Origin of the sequence: Streptomyces sp. NPDC101132, assembly GCF_044759225.1 — a bacterium.
In the GTDB taxonomy this organism is placed as follows: Bacteria; Actinomycetota; Actinomycetes; order Streptomycetales; family Streptomycetaceae; genus Streptomyces.
The window spans coordinates 932,891-950,025 of sequence record NZ_JBIVYX010000001.1 but is presented as its reverse complement, the minus strand read 5'-3'; the positions used below and the strand labels follow the sequence as shown (position 1 = coordinate 950,025).

General features: G+C 74.2%; 13 protein-coding genes and 1 pseudogene. 6 read left to right on the top strand and 8 right to left on the bottom strand.

The window, feature by feature from the left end; genetic code table 11:
- Positions 1-62: 62 nt before the first annotated feature.
- Positions 63-1,277, top strand: a complete 1,215-nt coding sequence (locus ACIQUR_RS04205; RefSeq protein ID WP_403657864.1) for an MFS transporter — start codon at positions 63-65, stop codon at positions 1,275-1,277.
- Positions 1,278-1,399: 122 nt separating this feature from the next.
- Positions 1,400-2,461 carry a phosphatidylinositol-specific phospholipase C domain-containing protein gene (locus ACIQUR_RS04200; RefSeq protein WP_403657861.1) on the top strand — a complete coding sequence of 354 codons (1,062 nt, stop codon included), beginning with the start codon at positions 1,400-1,402 and terminating at the stop codon, positions 2,459-2,461.
- A gap of 6 nt (positions 2,462-2,467) precedes the next feature.
- Here ACIQUR_RS04200 and ACIQUR_RS04195 read toward each other — a convergent pair whose 3' ends face one another.
- The 3 genes from ACIQUR_RS04195 to ACIQUR_RS04185 form a co-directional block, all read right to left on the bottom strand.
- Positions 2,468-3,418 (bottom strand): HET-C-related protein, encoded by a 951-nt coding sequence (locus ACIQUR_RS04195; RefSeq protein ID WP_403657858.1) that lies wholly within the window; start codon positions 3,416-3,418, stop codon positions 2,468-2,470.
- Between the two features lie 130 nt (positions 3,419-3,548).
- On the bottom strand, positions 3,549-4,475 hold the full coding sequence (locus ACIQUR_RS04190; protein WP_403657855.1) for an AEC family transporter: 927 nt from the start codon (positions 4,473-4,475) through the stop codon (positions 3,549-3,551).
- 75 nt (positions 4,476-4,550) lie between these two features.
- Entirely contained in the window at positions 4,551-5,183 is a 633-nt protein-coding gene (locus tag ACIQUR_RS04185) for a hypothetical protein (protein ID WP_403657852.1), read from the bottom strand.
- Positions 5,184-5,504: 321 nt separating this feature from the next.
- Here ACIQUR_RS04185 and ACIQUR_RS04180 point away from each other — a divergent pair, with 321 nt between their 5' ends.
- Complete coding sequence (locus tag ACIQUR_RS04180; protein ID WP_403657849.1) at positions 5,505-6,818, top strand: phytase; 1,314 nt, start codon at positions 5,505-5,507, stop codon at positions 6,816-6,818.
- Between the two features lie 10 nt (positions 6,819-6,828).
- Here the strand turns inward: ACIQUR_RS04180 and ACIQUR_RS04175 are convergent, their stop codons facing one another.
- The 3 genes from ACIQUR_RS04175 to ACIQUR_RS04165 are packed head-to-tail and all read right to left on the bottom strand — an operon-like array spanning position 6,829 to position 12,722.
- Positions 6,829-9,249 carry a SpoIIE family protein phosphatase gene (locus tag ACIQUR_RS04175; protein WP_403657846.1) on the bottom strand — a complete coding sequence of 807 codons (2,421 nt, stop codon included), beginning with the start codon at positions 9,247-9,249 and terminating at the stop codon, positions 6,829-6,831.
- Entirely contained in the window at positions 9,236-11,758 is a 2,523-nt protein-coding gene (locus tag ACIQUR_RS04170) for a SpoIIE family protein phosphatase (RefSeq protein ID WP_403658040.1), read from the bottom strand. The genes ACIQUR_RS04175 and ACIQUR_RS04170 overlap by 14 nt, the downstream gene beginning before the upstream one ends.
- Positions 11,759-11,768: 10 nt before the next feature.
- A complete protein-coding gene (locus ACIQUR_RS04165) occupies positions 11,769-12,722 on the bottom strand; it encodes an SDR family NAD(P)-dependent oxidoreductase (protein ID WP_403657843.1) in 954 nt (317 codons plus the stop codon).
- A 117-nt stretch (positions 12,723-12,839) separates the two neighbouring features.
- On the opposite strand from ACIQUR_RS04165, the gene ACIQUR_RS04160 reads away from it, so the two are divergent.
- The 3 genes from ACIQUR_RS04160 to ACIQUR_RS04150 all read left to right on the top strand — a co-directional run bounded on the left by ACIQUR_RS04160 (position 12,840) and on the right by ACIQUR_RS04150 (position 15,785).
- Entirely contained in the window at positions 12,840-13,541 is a 702-nt protein-coding gene (locus tag ACIQUR_RS04160) for a TetR/AcrR family transcriptional regulator (RefSeq protein ID WP_403657840.1), read from the top strand.
- 367 nt (positions 13,542-13,908) lie between these two features.
- Positions 13,909-14,607 (top strand): tRNA-dependent cyclodipeptide synthase, encoded by a 699-nt coding sequence (locus tag ACIQUR_RS04155; RefSeq protein ID WP_399940734.1) that lies wholly within the window; start codon positions 13,909-13,911, stop codon positions 14,605-14,607.
- The gene (locus tag ACIQUR_RS04150) at positions 14,607-15,785 is read left to right on the top strand and encodes a cytochrome P450 (RefSeq protein ID WP_403657836.1); all 1,179 of its coding nucleotides are present in this window, start codon (positions 14,607-14,609) and stop codon (positions 15,783-15,785) included. Before ACIQUR_RS04155 ends, ACIQUR_RS04150 begins: the two co-directional genes overlap by 1 nt.
- Before the next feature lie 57 nt (positions 15,786-15,842).
- Here the strand turns inward: ACIQUR_RS04150 and ACIQUR_RS04145 are convergent.
- Both ACIQUR_RS04145 and ACIQUR_RS04140 read right to left on the bottom strand, forming a co-directional pair.
- Positions 15,843-16,250, bottom strand: a pseudogene (locus tag ACIQUR_RS04145) (YidB family protein); the annotation flags it as partial.
- 321 nt (positions 16,251-16,571) lie between these two features.
- Positions 16,572-17,033, bottom strand: a complete 462-nt coding sequence (locus tag ACIQUR_RS04140; protein ID WP_403657833.1) for a DIP1984 family protein — start codon at positions 17,031-17,033, stop codon at positions 16,572-16,574.
- Positions 17,034-17,135 lie beyond the last annotated feature (102 nt).

Genomic DNA, 17,135 nt, shown 5'->3' with positions numbered 1-17,135 from the left:
GCTCGTTAAAGGCTCATGCAATGAATGACCCGCACCGCACTCCCGGGAAGGCCCCTCCTCCCATGCCCCTCGCCCTCCTCGCCCTCGCGATCGGTGCCTTCGGCATCGGCACCACCGAGTTCGTGATCATGGGGTTGCTCCCCGAGGTCGCCGCCGACTTCGGCGTCACCATCCCCGCCGCGGGACTGCTCGTGACCGGCTACGCCCTCGGCGTCGTCGCCGGGGCCCCGCTGATGACCGCCCTCGGCACCAAGGTCCCGCGCAAGCGGATGCTCATGCTGCTGATGGGGCTGTTCGTCGCCGGCAACCTGCTCTCCGCCCTCGCGCCCGCCTTCGGCGTCATGCTCGCGGGCCGCATCGTCGCCTCGCTCGCCCACGGTGCCTTCTTCGGCATCGGCTCCGTCGTCGCGGCCGGCCTCGTCGCCCCCGCCAGGCGGGCCGGCGCCATCGCCCTGATGTTCACCGGCCTGACCGTCGCCAACGTCGTCGGCGTACCCCTCGGCACCTTCCTCGGCCAGCGCGCGGGCTGGCGCGTCACCTTCCTCGTCGTCGCGGCCCTCGGCGTGGTCGGCCTGCTCGGCATCGCCCGGCTGGTCCCCCAGCTGCCCCGCCCCGAGGGCGTACGGCTCCGCCACGAGCTGGCGGCCTTCCGCAACGTCCAGGTGCTGCTCGCCATGGCGATGACCGTGCTCGGCTTCGGCGGCGTCTTCGCGGCCGTCACCTACATCGCCCCCATGCTGACCGGCGTCACCGGCTTCGCCGGCTCTTCCGTCACCTGGCTCCTGGTGCTCTTCGGCCTCGGCATGGTCGGCGGCAACCTCGTCGGCGGCCGGTTCGCCGACCGCGCCCTGATGCCGATGCTGTACGTGAGCCTCGGCGCCCTGGCCGTGACGCTGGCCCTGTTCACCGTCACCGCCCACCACAAGGCGGCCGCCGCCGTCACCCTCACCCTCGTCGGCGCCCTCGGCTTCGCGACCGTACCGCCCCTCCAGAAGCGGGTCCTCGACCAGGCCGCCGGCGCCCCGACCCTCGCCTCCGCCGTCAACATCGGCGCCTTCAACCTCGGCAACGCCCTGGCCGCCTGGCTCGGCGGCCTGGTCATCTCCGCCGGGTACGGGTACACGGCCCCCGACTGGGTGGGCGCGGCCCTCGCCGCGGCCGCCCTGGCCCTCGCCCTGCTGTCCGGCGCCCTGGAGCGGCGGGACACCCGCAGCAGGAGCCGCGTCGTCGCCCAACACCAGCCCGCACAGCAGGAGTTGGCAGTAAACGGCCACTGACGCAAGCCCCTCGGGCGCGGCGGGAACCCGCCGTACTGATCGGTAACCCGACGTCTTCCCCCCGGCCACCCAACTCCCCTACGCTCCCCCCTCGTTGACCGACGAGCGAGGGGAGCGCTGGCATGCGGAGACTGGTACGCGCGGGAGCGGCACTGGCGGGACTGGCCCTGGCCGTGGGCGCGCTGACCGCGGCACCGGCCGGCGCCGCGGACCGGACGGCGGCCCCGCAGGCCGCCGCGGACCAGGCCTACTCGGCCTCCACCGGGGTCGGCGTCCACAACGCCTACGAGAAGTCGAAGTTCCCGTACCTCGCCGACGCCCTCGACTCCGGCGCGGCCATGCTCGAACTCGACGTGTGGACCAACTTCTTCGGCAGCTCCTGGCGGGTCTCGCACAGCAACCCCTTCGGCAACGACAACAACTGCGAGAACGCCACCAGCCCCGGCCAGCTGCGCACCAAGTCCCGCAACCAGAACCTGGCCGGCTGCCTCTCCGACCTGCGCGCCTGGCACGACGGGCACCCCGGCCACCGGCCCGTGCTCATCAAGATGGAGCTGAAGGACGGCTTCGCGTCCAACCTGAGCCGGGGCCCCGCCCAGCTCGACGCGCTGCTCACGGCCAAGCTGGGCGACGCGCTCTACCGGCCCGCCGAGCTCGCCGCCGGGTACCCGACCCTCGACGCGGCCGTGCAGGCGCGCGGCTGGCCCGCCCGCTCCGCCCTGGCCGGGAAGTTCGTCATCGAGCTGATCCCCGGCACCGTCGAGCAGGACAACCCCAACGACACCCTCTGGACCGACCGCGAGTACGCCCAGTACCTGCGCGACCTCGCCACCGCGGGCCGCCTCGGCCAGGCCGGCGTCTTCCCCGCGGTCCTCCGCGCCGCCGCCGGCGACCCGCGCACCCGCTACGCCGACGCCTCGATCCGCCCCTGGTTCGTGGTCTTCGACGGCGACGCCAACGCCTATGTCACCGGCACGGCCGACGCCGCCTGGTACGACCAGCGGCACTACCTCCTGGTGATGACCGACGCGGCGGGCGTGGCCCCCGCCATCGACGGCACCCGCCCCACCGAGGCCCAGGCCCTGGACCGGGTGAACCTCCTGGCCCGCGGCCACGCCAGCATCGTCTCCGCCGACTGGTACCCGCTGCCCCGGGTCCTGTCCACGGTCGTCCCCCGCGGCTGACCGGCGTCAGCGGCAGCTCTCCCACGGCGTGTCGTGGACCAGGGCGCAGACCATCAGCTCCCCCCGCCCGCCCGGGTAGGTGGTCCGCAGCGCCTCCCGGAAGTCCGCCCACTGGCGCTCGACCGCCTCCTGGGCCAGCACCGCGGCCCGGTCGAAGTTGTGCTCGGTCCGGGTCCGCGGCATGCCGCGGAAGTCCTTCGCCAGATCGGCGTGGCCGACCCGGTCCGTGCAGTCCTGTTGCACACCGGCCGAGTCCAGGTCCTCGTAGCAGCCGGTGGTCAGCTCGTCCGGCGCCCTCTCCACGATGTCCCGGCGGACGGCGGCGTCGCTCATGTGCCGGTAGCGCGCGAACGCGAAGAACGGCGCGACCTCGGGCCGCGCCAGCCCCGCCGGGTTCGCCAGGCCCAGGGACCCGGACCCGGCCACGTCCGCCCAGTTGCTGTGCGCGTAGAAGTCCTCCACGGCGTGCCAGGCCAGCCCGAGGTGCCGGATCACCTCGCACTTGGCCCGCCGCTCCGGCCCGTTCCAGACGCAGCCGGCACGCAGCCCGGTCTGGCCCTCGGACACCCGGCCGCGCTCGTCGACCAGCCCGTCCGCCGCCGCCACCGCCGCCTCGAACTGCGCCAGCGCCCCGGTGGCACAGGCCGTCAGCTCGGTGTTGCGGTCCTCGATCGTGCGCGGGTACGACCCGTCGGGGAACCAGTCGGCGTTGTCGCAGTGCATCGGCCCCTGGTGCCGGTACGCCGGGTCGACGTCGCTCGCGACCACCGCGCCCCGCACCGGGCTCGCCATCTGGTCCTCGGTGAGCGGCTGCCACGGCAGCGCGGCCCGGGTGATCTCCGCGTGGTTGCCCAGCGTGTACGCCCCCGCCGGGGCCGGCACCGCCAGCGTCAGGGCCACCGACGACACGCAGGCCAGCAGCAGGCCCCCACGCCCCCGCCGGCGGGTTCCGGACATGGCAGGTCACCCCTCGGACGCGCCGCACCGGGCCCGCCCGCTGCCGGCGTGTGCCCAGGATGGCACCGTTCCCGCGCCCCCGCGACTCACCCGTACGGCCGAACGGACGCGGCCCGGCAGCCAGGCCGTTTCAGGCCAGCAGCCAGGCGATGGCCGACAGGGACACCATCGAGCAGAGCGTGGACAGCAGGACGGTGTCCCTGGCCAGATCGGTGTCCAGCCGGTACTCGGAGGCGAAGAGGAAGGCGTTCTGGGCGGTCGGCAGCCCGGCCACCAGCACCACCGACAGCAGCGCGTGCCCGCCGAGCCCGAACGCCCAGCGCCCCAGCGCGTACGCGAGGAGCGGCTGCCCCACCACCTTCAGCGTGACCAGCACCCCCCGCTCGGCCCGGCCCCCGGTGTCCGGCCGCACCCGGGCGTGCAGGGACATCCCGAGGGCGAACAGCGCCGCCGGCACCGCCGCCCCGCCCAGCAGCTGCAGCGGCTCGGTCACCTCGGGCGGCAGCGGACGGCCCAGCGCCGCCACCGCCAGCCCGCCCCCCGAGGCCGCCACGATCGGGTTCCGGAACGGCAGTTTCAGCAGCGCCAGCCAGCGCTCCCGCGTCCCGCGCCGGGTCCCGAGGTCGATCAGCGTGAGGATCAGCGGAGTGATCAGCAGGGTCTGGAAGAGCGCCGCCGCCACCAGGAACGAGGTGTCCTCCAGTACGTGCACGGCCACCGGGATGCCCAGGTTCGCCGAGTTCACGTACGCGGCGGCCATCGCCCCGATCGCCCGCTCGCCGGGCCCGCGCCGGAACACCCAGTGCCCGAGCACCAGTCCCACCGCGAACACGGCCAGCAGGCTGAGCGCGAAGACGAGCACCCCGGGCTGGAACAGGTCGCCGACCCGGGACCTGGACATCGTCAGGAACAGCAGGGCCGGCATGGCGAAGGTGAACGCGAACCGGCCCAGCACCCCCTGCGCGTGCGGCCCCAGGACGTCGAAGCGCCCGGCCGCCCACCCCACGGCGGTGATGGACCAGATCGGCAGAAAACCCGCGAGCACCGTCCCCGTCACGGCGCCCAGTATCGATCACCCGTGGCGGAACCCGGTGGGCAGGTCCCGCCACGGTGCTTTTCGGAGGTCCCCCGGTCAGGGCGTGAAGACCTGGTCCAGCTGGTGGATCGCCCCGTCCTTGCCCAGGCCGTACCTGAAGACCAGGCCCGAGTTCGGGTGCGCCTCCAGCCAGTCGAGGAATTCCTGCACGCCGATCTTCTGGTTCTCGGTGGACTCCACGATCGGCGTGACCACCGTGATGGAAGCGGCCTGGTCGAGCGGGATGAAGGTCTCGACCCCCACCGTCTCGAACGGAGCCCCGTCCGAGTCCGGCGTCCCGCAGCCCCAGTTGCCGTGCCGCACGATCAGGCTCAGGAACCCGCCCTCGGGCGTGTACCGGTACACCGCGACCTCGTCGGGGGAGATCGGCATCTTGTGGTCGCAGGACGGGGCCGCCCCCGGCTTGGCCGTGGCGGGCGCCTTCGGCTTCCCGGCCGGGGCCTTCGGCGGCGCGGTCGTCGCGGCCGGCTTGCCGTCGGCGGTCGGCTCCGCGACGGGGGTGGCGCTCGCCGTCCCCGCGGGCGCCGAGGGCGCGGAGGCGGCGGGCTTCGCGGGCGCGGGGGCCTTCGGTGCCCCGGCGGCGTCCCCGTCGCCCTTGCATCCGGTCAGCACCAGCGCACCGCACAGTGCCGCCGTCGCGAACCCCGCTCTCCGACCGCTCCGCTTCATGTCGCCTCTCCCCCTGCGCCAGGTGCCGCCGACCGGCAGCCGTTGAACCTCGGGGAGGAAGGTAGCGTGGCCGGAACCCGCAGGGTAACGCCGTCCGCCCGTTCGTCACGGATCCGCGATCGCGCTGTTGCCGATCGGGGAACTCCCGGAGACCGCGGGGACATACGAGGGCCCGCGTCGCGTACCGCGCGGCACGGGCGCACCGCCCCGGGTGTTCACCCTGCGGACGGTCCCCGGCCGGACCGCGTCGGCCCGCCCGCCGCCTCCGCGTTCGATTCTCTCGCCCGATCCGCGTGTTACCGACCGTCGGGAGACCCCCTCATGCCCAAGCCCCGTCCCGTCCGCACGGCGGCCCTCGTCCTCACCTCGGCCCTGGCCGTGCTCGCCGCCGTCGTACCCGCCCAGGCCCAGCCCGGCCCGGCCGGCGCCGCGCGGGCGCTGCCCGTCGTGACCCCCCGCGCCGAGACCGCGACGCTGTACGACGACGAGGCCGGCGGCAACGCCAACGCCGACGACCCCGCGATCTGGCGCAACCCGGCCGACCCCGACCGCAGCCTGGTCATCGCCACCGCCAAGGAGGGCGGCCTGCGCGTCTACGACCTCGACGCCCGCACCGTCCAGAAGATCACCCCGCCCTCCACCGGCCGGCCCGACGACGCCCCCGGCCGCTTCAACAACGTCGACCTGGTGCACGGCCTGCGCCTGCCCACCGGACGCGCCGACCTGGCCGTCACCACCGACCGCGGCAACGACCGCCTCCGCTTCCACCGCATCGCCCCCGGCCACCGCGGCGGCCCGCTCGTCGACGTCACCGACCCGTCCGTCCCGCCGGTCTTCAACCGCGACCAGGACCAGATCAACGACCAGCGCACCGCCTACGGCCTGGCCACCTGGACCGACGCGCGCACCGGACGCTCGTACGCCCTGGTCAGCCGCCGCGAGCGGACCCGGGTCGCCCTGCTGGAGCTGCGCCCCACCGCCACCGGCACCGTCACCTACCGCACCGTCCGCACCCTGGACCTGCCCTCCTCCTTCCGGCTCCCCGACGGCCGGACCTGGCGCCCCTGCGGCGAGCCCGGTGAACTGCCCCAGATCGAGGGCATGGTGGTGGACCCGCTGAACGGCGTGCTCTACGCGGGCCAGGAGGACGTGGGCATCTGGCGCGTCAGCGCCGACCTCAAGGGCACCCCGAAGCTGATCGACAAGGTCCGCGAGTACGGCGTGCCGGCCACGTACGACGCGGACACCGAGGAGTGCACGCCCGGCGCCGACCCCGGCTACGGCGGCAAGCACCTCACCGCCGACGTCGAGGGCCTGACCCTGGTCCGCCGCGGCGGCCACGGCTACCTGCTGGCCTCCAGCCAGGGCGACGACACCTTCGCCCTGTACGACCGGGACGTCGCCGACCGCAACGCGTACCGCGGCGGCTTCCGCATCGGCGCCCGCGACACGGTGCTCGACGGTTCCGAGGTCTGCGACGGCGCCGCCGCGTTCACCGGCCCGCTCGGCCGCCGCTACCCGCGCGGACTCCTCGTCGTCCAGGACGGCCGGGCCACCCCGGCCCCGGCCGGCCGCGAGGCCACCGGGTTCAAGTTCGTGGACCTCGGCACCGTGCTGGACGCCGTCCGCCGCTGACCGGCCCCGCTCACCGCGGCCGGACCCTCCGCGCCGAGGGCGTCTTCACGAACGGCAGCGCCTGTTCCGCCCAGATGGTCTTGCCCGAGGAGGTGTACCGGGTGCCCCACTGCTGGGTCATCTGGGCGATCAGGAACAGGCCCCGGCCGCCCTCGTCGTCGCCCGACGCCCGCCGCAGGTGCGGCGAGGTGTGGCCGGTGTCGGACACCTCGCAGATCAACGTCTGGTCCCGGATCAGCCGCAGCTGCACCGGGCCCGACGCGGCGTACCGCACGGCGTTCGTGACGAGCTCGCTCACCACCAGCTCGGTGGTGAACGCGAGCTCGTCCAGGCCCCATTCGGAGACCTGCCGGACCGCCAGCGCGCGGGCCCGGCCCACCGAGCGCGGATCGGACTCCAGCTCCCACACGGCCACCTGGTGCGAGCCGAGGGTGTGCGTACGGACCAGGAGCAGCGCCGCGTCGTCGTCCACGGAGCGGGGCAGCAGCGTGGCGACCGTCTCGTCGCACAGCTCGTCCAGCGGCCGGCGGTGGTCGGCCAGCACCCGGCGCAGCGCGTCGAGCTGCACGTCCACGTCCCGGTCCCGCCCCCGCACCAGGCCGTCGGTGAACAGCGCCAGCAACGAGCCGCGCGGCAGCTGCAGTTCGGCCGACTCGAACGGCAGACCGCCCAGGCCGAGCGGCGGCCCGGCCGGCAGGTCGGGGAACCTGACGGTACCCGTCGCCGGGTCCACCACCGCCGGCAGCGGGTGCCCGGCCCGGGCCATCGAGCAGGTCCCGGCCACCGGGTCGTACACCGCGTACAGGCAGGTGACGCCCAGGGCCTCGTCGTCCGGCACGGACTCCCCGTCGATCAGCACCGCGGCCCGCTCGTTGGCGGCCTGCGCCACCAGGTCGTCCAGCCGGGAGAGCAGTTCGTCCGGGGCCAGGTCCAGCCGCGCCAGCGCCCGTACGCTCGTCCGCAGCCGGCCCATGGTCGCGGCGGCCCGCAGCCCGTGCCCGACCACGTCGCCGACCACCAGCCCGACCCGGGTGCCGGACAGGGCGATCACGTCGAACCAGTCGCCGCCCACCCCCGCCTTGCTGTCCGCCGGCAGGTAGCGGTAGGCCAGCTCCACCGCCGTCAGCCGGGGCAGGATCCGCGGCAGCAGGCTGCGCTGGAGCATCAGGGCGGCGGTGTGCTCACGGGTGTAGCGGCGGGCGTTGTCGACGCACACCGCGACCCGCGCCACCAGCTCCTCGGCGACGGCCAGTTCCCCCGGGTCGAAGGCGTTCGTCCGGTGCTCCCAGGTGAAGGTGACCACCCCGAGCACGCTCGCCTCGGCGCGCAGCGGCACCGCCAGCCGCGCCCGCCCGCCCGCGGCGGCGCCCGCCGAGCCGTCCTCGCGCACCGGCAGGCCGGTGGTCAGCGCCCGGGCCTGCGGGCCGTCCGGGAGCAGGGCGATCCGCTGCGGCTCCTCGCCCGCGCCCACCCGGACCAGCGGACCGTGGGGCGTGGCGCCGGGCGTGGGCCGGTCGCCCTCCAGCACCTCGGCCAGCAGGTCCACCACCAGGTCGTCCGCGAAGCTCGGCACGGCCACCGCGGCGAGCTCCCGTGCGGTGCGCGCCATGTCGAGGCTGACCCCGACACTGCCGCCGGCCCGGACCAGCAGGTCGAGCCGCTGCTGGGCGAGGTACCGCTCGGTGATGTCCACCGACTCCTCGCAGACGCCGAGGGGGGTGCCGGCGGCGTCCTGGAGGCGGTAGTACGAACAGGACCAGACGCGTTCGCGGTCCGGGTCGACGGGCGCCCGGCCGCGGTAGTGCAGGTCGATCACGGGCTGCCCGTTCTCCAGCACCCTGCGCAGCGTCTCGGTGAGGGTGGGCGGGCTGTCCGGGGTGAGCACGTGGCCGTCGCCGACCATTTCGTCCGGGCCCCGGCCGACGTACTGGGAGTTGCCCATCTCCTCGCAGAGCGCCTGGTTCGTCCAGACCACCTTCAGGGCGGTGTCGTAGATGGCGAGGCCGACGGGGGACTGGGTGACCAGCCCGCGCAGCATCGACTGGAGGGCCTCCCACTGCTCGCTCTCGTCGGCGTCGGCCATCGCCAACAGCCGGGCGGGGGAAGCGTCCTCGGTGTGCAGCGGCAGCACGGCCAGGCTGACCCGGACGGTGTGGCCGTCCCGGTGCCGCAGTACGGCGGTCCGCCGGCCGGGGCCGGGGAGGGCGTCCAGGGGCACGGGCGCGCCGGCCTCCTGGGCGACGTACCGGGCCACGGGGTGGCCCAGCACCTCGGCGGGGGAGTAGCCGAGCAGGTCCTCGGCCGCCGTGCTCCAGCCCAGCACGGTGCCACCGGCGTCGATCACGGCGGTGGCGGCGCGGGAGACGTCCAGCGGGCCGCGCGGGTCCTCGTCCCGCCCGTACCGGGCCGGGTCGCGGTCAGGAGCGTCCACTGCGGTCACCTCCCGCGGTCCCGGCGTCCACCCGGCGGGAGGCGAGCAGCAGGGCGATGTCGTCGGGCCGGTCGTCGACCTGGCCGGCCTCGCCGATGAGCCGGTCCGCGGTGGCGGCGAGGGAGTCCTGGCCGGCCTCGGCGAGGGCGCGGCGCAGGCGTTCGATGCCGAGGTCGATGTCGGCGCCGGGCTGTTCGACCAGGCCGTCGGTGAACAGGGCCAGGACGGCGCCGGGTTCGAGGCGCAGCTCGGTCATCGGGTACTCGGCCGCCCCGTCGATGCCGAGCACCACGCCGCCCGGCAGGTCGAGTTCCTCGGTGATGCCGTCCGGGTGGCGGACCAGCGGCTGGGGGTGGCCGGCCCGGACCGCCCGGGCGCGCCCGTCGGAGGGGTCGAGTACCACGTACAGGCAGCTGGCGAACTGGCCCGGGTCGAGGTCGATCAGCAGCCGGTTGGTGCCGGTCATCACCTCGCGCGGGTCGTGCCCGCTGAGGGAGAAGGCGCGTACGGCGCTGCGCAGCTGGCCCATGGTCGCGGCCGCGTTCACACCGTGTCCCTGGACGTCGCCGATGACCAGGGCCAGCAGCCCGCCGTCGGTCTCGATGACGTCGTACCAGTCGCCGCCGACGTCCATGCCCTGGGTGCCGGGCAGGTAGCGGCCCACGGTGTCCACGTTGGGCCGTACGGGCAGCCGGTGCGGCAGCAGCGCGTCCTGGAGGCCGCGGGCGACCGCGGATTCGGTGTCGTACCGCTGGGCGCGCTGGAGGGCCTGGGCGATCAGTCCGGCGAGGGCGGTGAGCACGGTCCGCTCCTCCGGGCTGAAGCCGCGCGGCTTGTCGAAGCCGAGGATGCAGGAGCCGACCGGTCGGCCGGAGGCGATCAGCGGCAGGAAGGCGCGGGCGCCGACGTGCGAGTCCAGCGGGATGCCAGGGTAGGCGGCGGCGAGGTGCTCCATGGACTCGAAGAACAGCGGGCGGCCGGTGGTGAGCGTCTCCACGCCCGGCAGGCGGGTGTCGAGCGCGACCCCGTCGAAGCGGTCGAGGAAGCCCTGCGGGAAGCCGGTCTCCCAGGCGAGGTACAGGTGCCGTTCGTTGAGGAGGTAGATCGCCAGCTGGCGGCCGCCGAAGGCGGGCAGCAGCTCCTCGGTGACCACGGCCGAGACCTGGCGGGCGGTGATGGCCTCGGTGAGGGCGATGGCCAGGGCCACCGGCCGGTACAGCGCCGCGGCCCGGTCGGCGGGGGAGCCGAGACCCGTGCCGGGGCTGACCACGGAGCCGGGCGCGTACGCCGGGTGCTCGGCGGCGGACAGCAGGACGGTCACCCCGCCGGGGGAGGGGTGCAGCGAGACGGAGACCCACTCCGCGGTGCCGCGGCGGGCCAGGAAGTTCACCGGGTCGTGCGAGAGGAAGACGGCGCGGAAGAAGTCCTCGTACGCGGGGTTGGCGAACCAGGGCAGCGCCTCCCACAGCACCTCGCCGGTCAGTTCCTCGCGGGCGCGGCCGAGCAGGGCCTCGGCGCTGTCGTTGACGTAGCCGACCCGGCCGAGCCGGTCCAGGCAGAGCAGCGCCTGCGGCAGGCGGTCGGTGGCCTCGCCGGCGACGGGGCCGCCGTGCAGGTCGAGGAGCACGCCGGTCAGGGGGGCGCCGGGGGCCTCGGGCGCGGAGAGTTCCAGCAGCCGCATGCCGCCCCGGGGGCCGCGGAGCCGGATGCGGCGGGAGCCCTCGCCCGGTGACTCGGCCAGCCGGCGGGCGGCCACCCGGAGACCGTACGCGTCCTCGGGTGCCCAGCCCTCGGTGAGCGCGTCGACGGTGCCGGGGAAGCGGCCGGGGGCGGGGCGGTCGCGGCGGCCCCGGCCGGCGCCGCGGGCCAGGTCGGCGCGGAGGTCCGGGTCGGGGGTGACCTCACCGGTGGCCGGGTCCCAGGCGAAGCGGCCGACGCGGGCGGGCGGGGCGGGGCTGCCGGGGGGCTGGACGGTGACCGGCTCGGCCTCCCACTCCACGCTCGCGCCCTCGTCGGTGAGGGCCGCGAGGGCCGCGCCGAGCCGGTCGGCGGCCCGGTGCAGGCGGCGCCGGTGGGCATGGCTGACGGGGGTGCCGGGGGTGGCGGGGCGGAGCACCATCAGGACGCCGTACTTCTCGCCGCGGGCGGCGACCGGCTCGAACAGCGAGCCGAAGGGGTACGGCAGGCCCGCCATCAGTTGCGGGAAGCGGCGCATGGCCTCGTCGGGGTCGGCGAGGTGGACCGGCATGCCGGAGCGGTGGGCCTCCGCGACGGGGAACGGGCGGTTCATGTGCATCCGCCACCAGGGCCGGAAGAGGGGTCCGGGCAGGCCGGCGAGCACTGCCAGTCTGAGCAGCTCTGCCGTCCCCGACCGCAGGTACACGCCGCCGGCGTACCCGCCCACGGACTCGATGGCGCCCACGACGGCATGGGCGAGCACCAGGGCCAGTCCGTCCGGAGCCCGTCCGTTCACACAGACAGCATGCTCCCGTTCCGGCGCCCCCCGCATCTCGCGCGGGTCAGGCGGGGTCACCGGCGGGCCCGCCGGCCGCCTGGACGGGGCCGGCCTCCGCGGGTACGTGGCCCGCCTCGGCCGGTACGGGCATGGGCACGGCCCGCTCCGCGGCGCGGCTGGTCCGCTCCCAGGCGGCCCAGGTGTCCATGCGCCGCCGGGCCACGTCGAAGGCCAGGTCGTACACCATGGAGCCGAGCAGCAGCCGCAGCGGCGGTTCCTCGGCGCCGACGAGCGCGAGCACGGCGTCCGCGGCGAGGCGCGGCTCGCTGTCGACGGACCCCTCGGCCCACTGGGCCTCCAGTTCGGCGCGCAGCGGGGCGTACGCGTCGAGGGGCGCGGCCGCGTGCATCGAGGTGTAGAGGTCGGTCCAGTAGCCGCCCGGCTGGACGATGCTCACCTTGACGCCGAAGGCGGCCGCCTCCATGGCCAGGGCCTCGCTCATGCCCTCCAGGGCGAACTTGCTCGCGCTGTAGAGCCCGGTGGCGGGGAAGGCGGCGATGCCGCCGATGCTGGAGATCTGGACGATGTGGCCGGCCTTGCGCTCCCGCAGGTGCGGCATGACGGCCTGGCAGACCCACAGCGCGCCGAAGAAGTTCACCTCCATCTGGGCGCGGGCCTCGGCCTCGGTGAACTCCTCGGTCATGCCCATCGACAGGGTGCCGGCGTTGTTGACGACCACGTCGAGGTGCCCGAAGTGGCCGACGGCGTCGGCGACCGCGGCGAACACCGCCGCGCGGTCGGTGACGTCCGCGGTGAGGACGTGCACCCGGCCCGGGTGGGCGGCGGCGAGCTCGTCCAGGGCGGTGGTGGTGCGGGCGAGCGCGGCGACGGAGTCGCCCGCGGCGAGGGCGGCCTCGGCGAAGGCCCGGCCCAGGCCGCGGCTGGCGCCGGTGACGAGCCAGACGCGGGGGGTGGCGGAGGCGGCGGGGGTGGTGGCGGGGGCGGTGGCGCGGGTCATGCGGTCTCCTCGTTTCAATGAGACGAGACGGTCCGTCTCGCCTTGATGGGATGACTATGGGCCACCTTCGCCGGGCTGTCAAGACGGACCGTCTCGTCTCTTTGTTAGGGTGCGGCCATGACTCCAGCGAAGAACCCCCCGGGCGGCGCGAAGGGCACCCCCAGCGCCGCGCGCCGCAGTGAGGCCTCCCGGCGCGCCATCCTCACCGCGGCCGTCGAACTCGCCGGCGAGGTCGGCTACGCGAAGCTCGGCATCGAGGCCATCGCCGCCCGGGCCGGCGTCGGCAAGCAGACCATCTACCGCTGGTGGCCCTCGAAGGGCGCCGTGCTGCTCGACGCGGTGCTGATGCTGAGCGGCGCCGAGGGCGAGGGCGGCGCCGGCGGCGGCGAGGCCGACGGGGGAGTGCCCGGCGGGGTGGCGCGGGACAGGGGGGCCGCGGCGGAGGCCGCGCCCGGCCTGCCCGACACCGGGGACCTGGAGGCCGACCTGAAGACGGTGCTGCGCGCCACCGCCGCCGAGCTCGCCGACCCGGCCTTCGACGGCGTACTGCGCGCGCTCACCACCGAGGTCATCAACGACCCCGCACTGGCGGACGCGTACGCCGAGCGGCTGCAGGCGCCGCTGCACGCGATGAAGCGCGGCCGCCTGCTGGCCGCCCGCGCGGCCGGTCAGCTCGCCGCCGACGTCGACCTCGACGTCGCCGTCGACCTGATCTGGGGCCCGCTCACCAACCGCTGGCTCCAGCGCGGCGGTCCGCTCACCGCCGAGTATGCCGACCGGGTGGTCGAAACCGCCCTCCGCGGACTGCGGCCGGCCTGATCCGGCGGCGGCCTCGCCCCGCCTCCCCGGGTAGTGACCTCCGGGTCGCCGGGGGTGCGCGGGGTCCAGCGGGCGCGTGGGTGCCATGGGATGGTCCAATCACTTTCGGCCACGGCCGATCGCGCGGCGTGACCCCGCGGCCCCTCGGTCGACCCGGGCGCCGCATCGCCCGGGCGGTCCCGGTCGGCCGACCGGAACTCCGGTCCACGAGGGGCCAGTTTCAGCCACGCAAAGTGAACATCAGGTGTACATTCAGTTACTTGTGTTGTCGTGGCGAAGATCGTCAGTAGGTTCTGTGCGGACGTCGCCGCACCCTGGGCAAGGAGCCCGCACGGGGAATCGCGGCGTCAAGGATGCGGCAACATCCATGACGACAACGACAGTTGCGTTCCAGGTTCAGCCCTACACCCCGCACTGCCAGGTCATCGCCGATGAAGGCGAACACGCGGTGATCGGCATCAGCCCCGGAAACTCCTACTTCTCCCACCAGCGGGTTCAGGATCTCGCCCGCTGGGGACTCGACAACTTCGCACAAGTCGACCTGATATATACCGACTTGCACGTGGCCGAGATGTACGAGGCGCTCGGCTACCCGGAGGACGAAGCGCGCCGCAAGGCCGTCAAGAACCTCCGCGGCGTTCGCGCCAAGGTCACCGCCGCCGTCGCCGACAACGACCCGAGCGGTGAACGCCTCCGCGGCCGGCCCATGTCGGCGCTGCGCGACATCCCCGAGTACCGGCGGATGCACGCGGAGCTGATCGGCCGCCTCGACAGCGACCCGGCGTTCCGCGAGACCTGCAACGCCCTGGTCGACATCTTCCTGTCCTCGAAGGTCCTCGACGGCAGGGCCCCGACCGCACGGCAGCGCCAGGTCTGCATCGACTACGTGTGCGCCGAGGCCCCGCTCTTCCTCGACACCCCCGCCATCCTCGGCGTGCAGTCCTCCCTGAACTGCTACCACGCCGCGCTGCCCATGGCGGACCTGCTCTACGCGCGCGGCGCCGGTGTGCGGGCCTCCCGCAACCAGGGCCACGCCATCGTCACCCCCGCTGAAGGAGACCACTGATGTCCGCCGCCGAGACGATCCTGGACTTCCCGTTCACCTGGGACGGGACCCAGCTCCCGACGGAGGTCGCCGAGCTCGCGCCGATCACGAAGGTGCGTACCATCGCCGGGGCCGAGGCCTGGCTGGTCTCCTCGTACGAACTGGTCAAGCAGGTGCTGGAGGACGACAACTTCAGCCTCAAGAACACCTCCGACCCGGGTGTGCCGCGCCAGTACGCGCTGACCATCCCGCCGGAGGTGGTCAACAACATGGGCAACATCACCGGAGCCGGGCTCCGCAAGGCCGTGATGAAGGCCATCAACCCCAAGTCCCCCGGCCTGCAGGAGTGGATGCGCGACCACGCCGCCGAGCTGGTCGAGCGGATGCTCAAGCACGGCGCCCCGGTGGACGTCCGCTCGATGTTCGCCGACCCCTTCAGCGAGGCCATGCACAGCTACCTGCTGGGCATCCCGCTGGAGGACACCCCGCTCCTGGCCGAGTCGCTGCCGATCGCGTTCATGAACTCCGCCACCGAGATCCCGGCCGCCCGGCTCAACTGGGACCGGGACATCGCGTACATGAAGGAGCGGCTGAACGACACCGAGGGCGGCCTCATCGGCGACCTCGCCAAGCTGCGCGGCACCGAGGAGTACGCCCACGTCTCGGACGAGATGTTCGCGACCGTCGGCGTCACGCTGTTCGGCGCCGGTGTCATCTCCACCGCCGGGTTCCTCGCGATGGCGCTGGTCACCCTCCTCACCCACCCCGAGGAGCTCGACCAGCTCGCCGCCCACCCGGAGATCATGCCGAAGGCGGTGGACGAACTCCTGCGGATCAACCTGTCCATCGGCGACGGCCTGCCCCGCCTGGTCATGGAGGACGCCGTCCTCGGCGGCCAGGAAGTGCGCAAGGGCGAGCTGATCCTCGTCCTGCCCGAGGGAGCGAACTTCGACCCGAAGGTCTTCCCGCAGCCGCACAAGCTCGACTTCCACCGCGAGAACTCCTCCGCCCACTTCTCCTTCGGCGGCGGCTCGCACTACTGCCCGGCCACCGCCCTCGGCAAGAAGCACGCGGAGATCGCGCTGACCGCCCTGCTGGAGGCCATGCCGCGGATCCGCCTGGCCGTGCCGGTCGAGCAGCTCGTCTGGCGCACCGGCTTCATGAAGCGCCTCCCGGAGCGCCTGCCCGTGATGTGGTAGTCCCCGCGGACTGAACCAGGGGGCGGGCTCCGGCGCCGACGCGGAGCCCGCCCCCGCTCACATCCGCTGCCTGATCAGGTCCTCCAGCGAGCCCTCCGGCACCGTGCCGTCGGGGGTCAGCCGGTCCACCGCCGTGGGCAGCACCTCGGCCAGCCGGTCCGCCGCCTCCTCGGGGGTGACGCCCGCCTGCCCGGCCACGTGGTCCAGGGCCTGGTACGGCAGGGCCTGCGCGACCTCGGGCCCGCTCACCTCCTGGTTGCCGCCCGTGCCCACCCAGGAGTCGGCCTTCGCGCCCAGACCGCCCTCCTTCAGCGTGTCGATGAGCGCGCCGAGCGGATTGCTGCCCGCCCCGTGCGTACCGGCCCCGCCCAGCGAGGTCAGCAGGGCGCCCAGCAGGTCGCCGCCCCTGTCGGAACCACCGCCGAGCAGGCCGCCCAGCAGACTGCCCAGATCGTCGCCCATGCCGGCCGCCTTTCGTCGAGTACCCGGAGACCCCTACGTTGGTCGGCACCCGCGACGGGGGCACCCCGGCACGCGGCCCGGCGCGCGACGTTCACCCGTACCGGGGTGTGGAGGTTCCCCGAACCCGCCCTCGCCGTCGCGGATCTGCACATGGTGGTGAACCGTGCGCCGTGCGCCGTTACCTGTGCGCCGTGCTGAGCTGCACCGTGACCCGGGGACTCGAACCCCCGCGCTGCTCTCCGCGCACCGCAGGACCGGATTGACCGCCGGTCCTCGGCTTGTGCACGCCTCCGTGACGACTACCTGCTCCACACCCGGTGAAGGTCAGTCCAGCAGGTCGACCTCCCAGTTGGAGCGCTGGATCAGTACGTCGATCTCACGGATCTCCTTGGCCACCAGATCGGCCTGCGCCCGCAGTTCCCCGACCGGGAGTGCCGCGAACATCCGCAGCTCGGAGCGCATCTGGCGGCCGGCGGCGGGCCCGGCGGCCGCGTCCGCGGCCGAGGTGAGCACGGAGTGCCGCAGCCGCAGGACGTCGCGGCGCGCGAGCGCGTCGGTGAGGGTGCCGCCGCCGTCGATGACGGCCTGGGAGTTGGTCCGGTTGATGCGACGGATCAGGGACTCCAGCCCGTCGAGCGTCTCCCCGGCCTCGGCGAGCAGGGCCGCGGCGTCCTCGACGGGCGTCTCGCCCTCCTGGTAGCGCGCGTTGCCGACCACGCGGGAGCGCAGCTGCTCCACCCGGCGCGCCGCGTCGGCCCGCAGCGCCAGTGCTTCGGCAAGCTTCATGGTCCGTCCCCCTGTGCGTGGATCAGTGCCGCATTATGCCTGGTCCCGGAGGGGCCGTTGGGGAGGCGCCCGACAGAAATATCTTGACGTCGAGATTCATGG

Excerpts from the sequence above, each read along its gene's own strand:
- ACIQUR_RS04205 (WP_403657864.1), top strand. The coding sequence starts at position 63 with ATGCCCCTCGCCCTCCTCGCCCTCGCGATCGGTGCCTTCGGCATCGGC.
- ACIQUR_RS04200 (WP_403657861.1), top strand. The coding sequence starts at position 1,400 with ATGCGGAGACTGGTACGCGCGGGAGCGGCACTGGCGGGACTGGCCCTG.
- ACIQUR_RS04195 (WP_403657858.1), bottom strand. The coding sequence starts at position 3,418 with ATGTCCGGAACCCGCCGGCGGGGGCGTGGGGGCCTGCTGCTGGCCTGC.
- ACIQUR_RS04185 (WP_403657852.1), bottom strand. The coding sequence starts at position 5,183 with ATGAAGCGGAGCGGTCGGAGAGCGGGGTTCGCGACGGCGGCACTGTGC.
- ACIQUR_RS04180 (WP_403657849.1), top strand. The coding sequence starts at position 5,505 with ATGCCCAAGCCCCGTCCCGTCCGCACGGCGGCCCTCGTCCTCACCTCG.
- ACIQUR_RS04170 (WP_403658040.1), bottom strand. The coding sequence starts at position 11,758 with ATGCGGGGGGCGCCGGAACGGGAGCATGCTGTCTGTGTGAACGGACGG.
- ACIQUR_RS04165 (WP_403657843.1), bottom strand. The coding sequence starts at position 12,722 with ATGACCCGCGCCACCGCCCCCGCCACCACCCCCGCCGCCTCCGCCACC.
- ACIQUR_RS04160 (WP_403657840.1), top strand. The coding sequence starts at position 12,840 with ATGACTCCAGCGAAGAACCCCCCGGGCGGCGCGAAGGGCACCCCCAGC.
- ACIQUR_RS04155 (WP_399940734.1), top strand. The coding sequence starts at position 13,909 with ATGACGACAACGACAGTTGCGTTCCAGGTTCAGCCCTACACCCCGCAC.
- ACIQUR_RS04150 (WP_403657836.1), top strand. The coding sequence starts at position 14,607 with ATGTCCGCCGCCGAGACGATCCTGGACTTCCCGTTCACCTGGGACGGG.
- ACIQUR_RS04140 (WP_403657833.1), bottom strand. The coding sequence starts at position 17,033 with ATGAAGCTTGCCGAAGCACTGGCGCTGCGGGCCGACGCGGCGCGCCGG.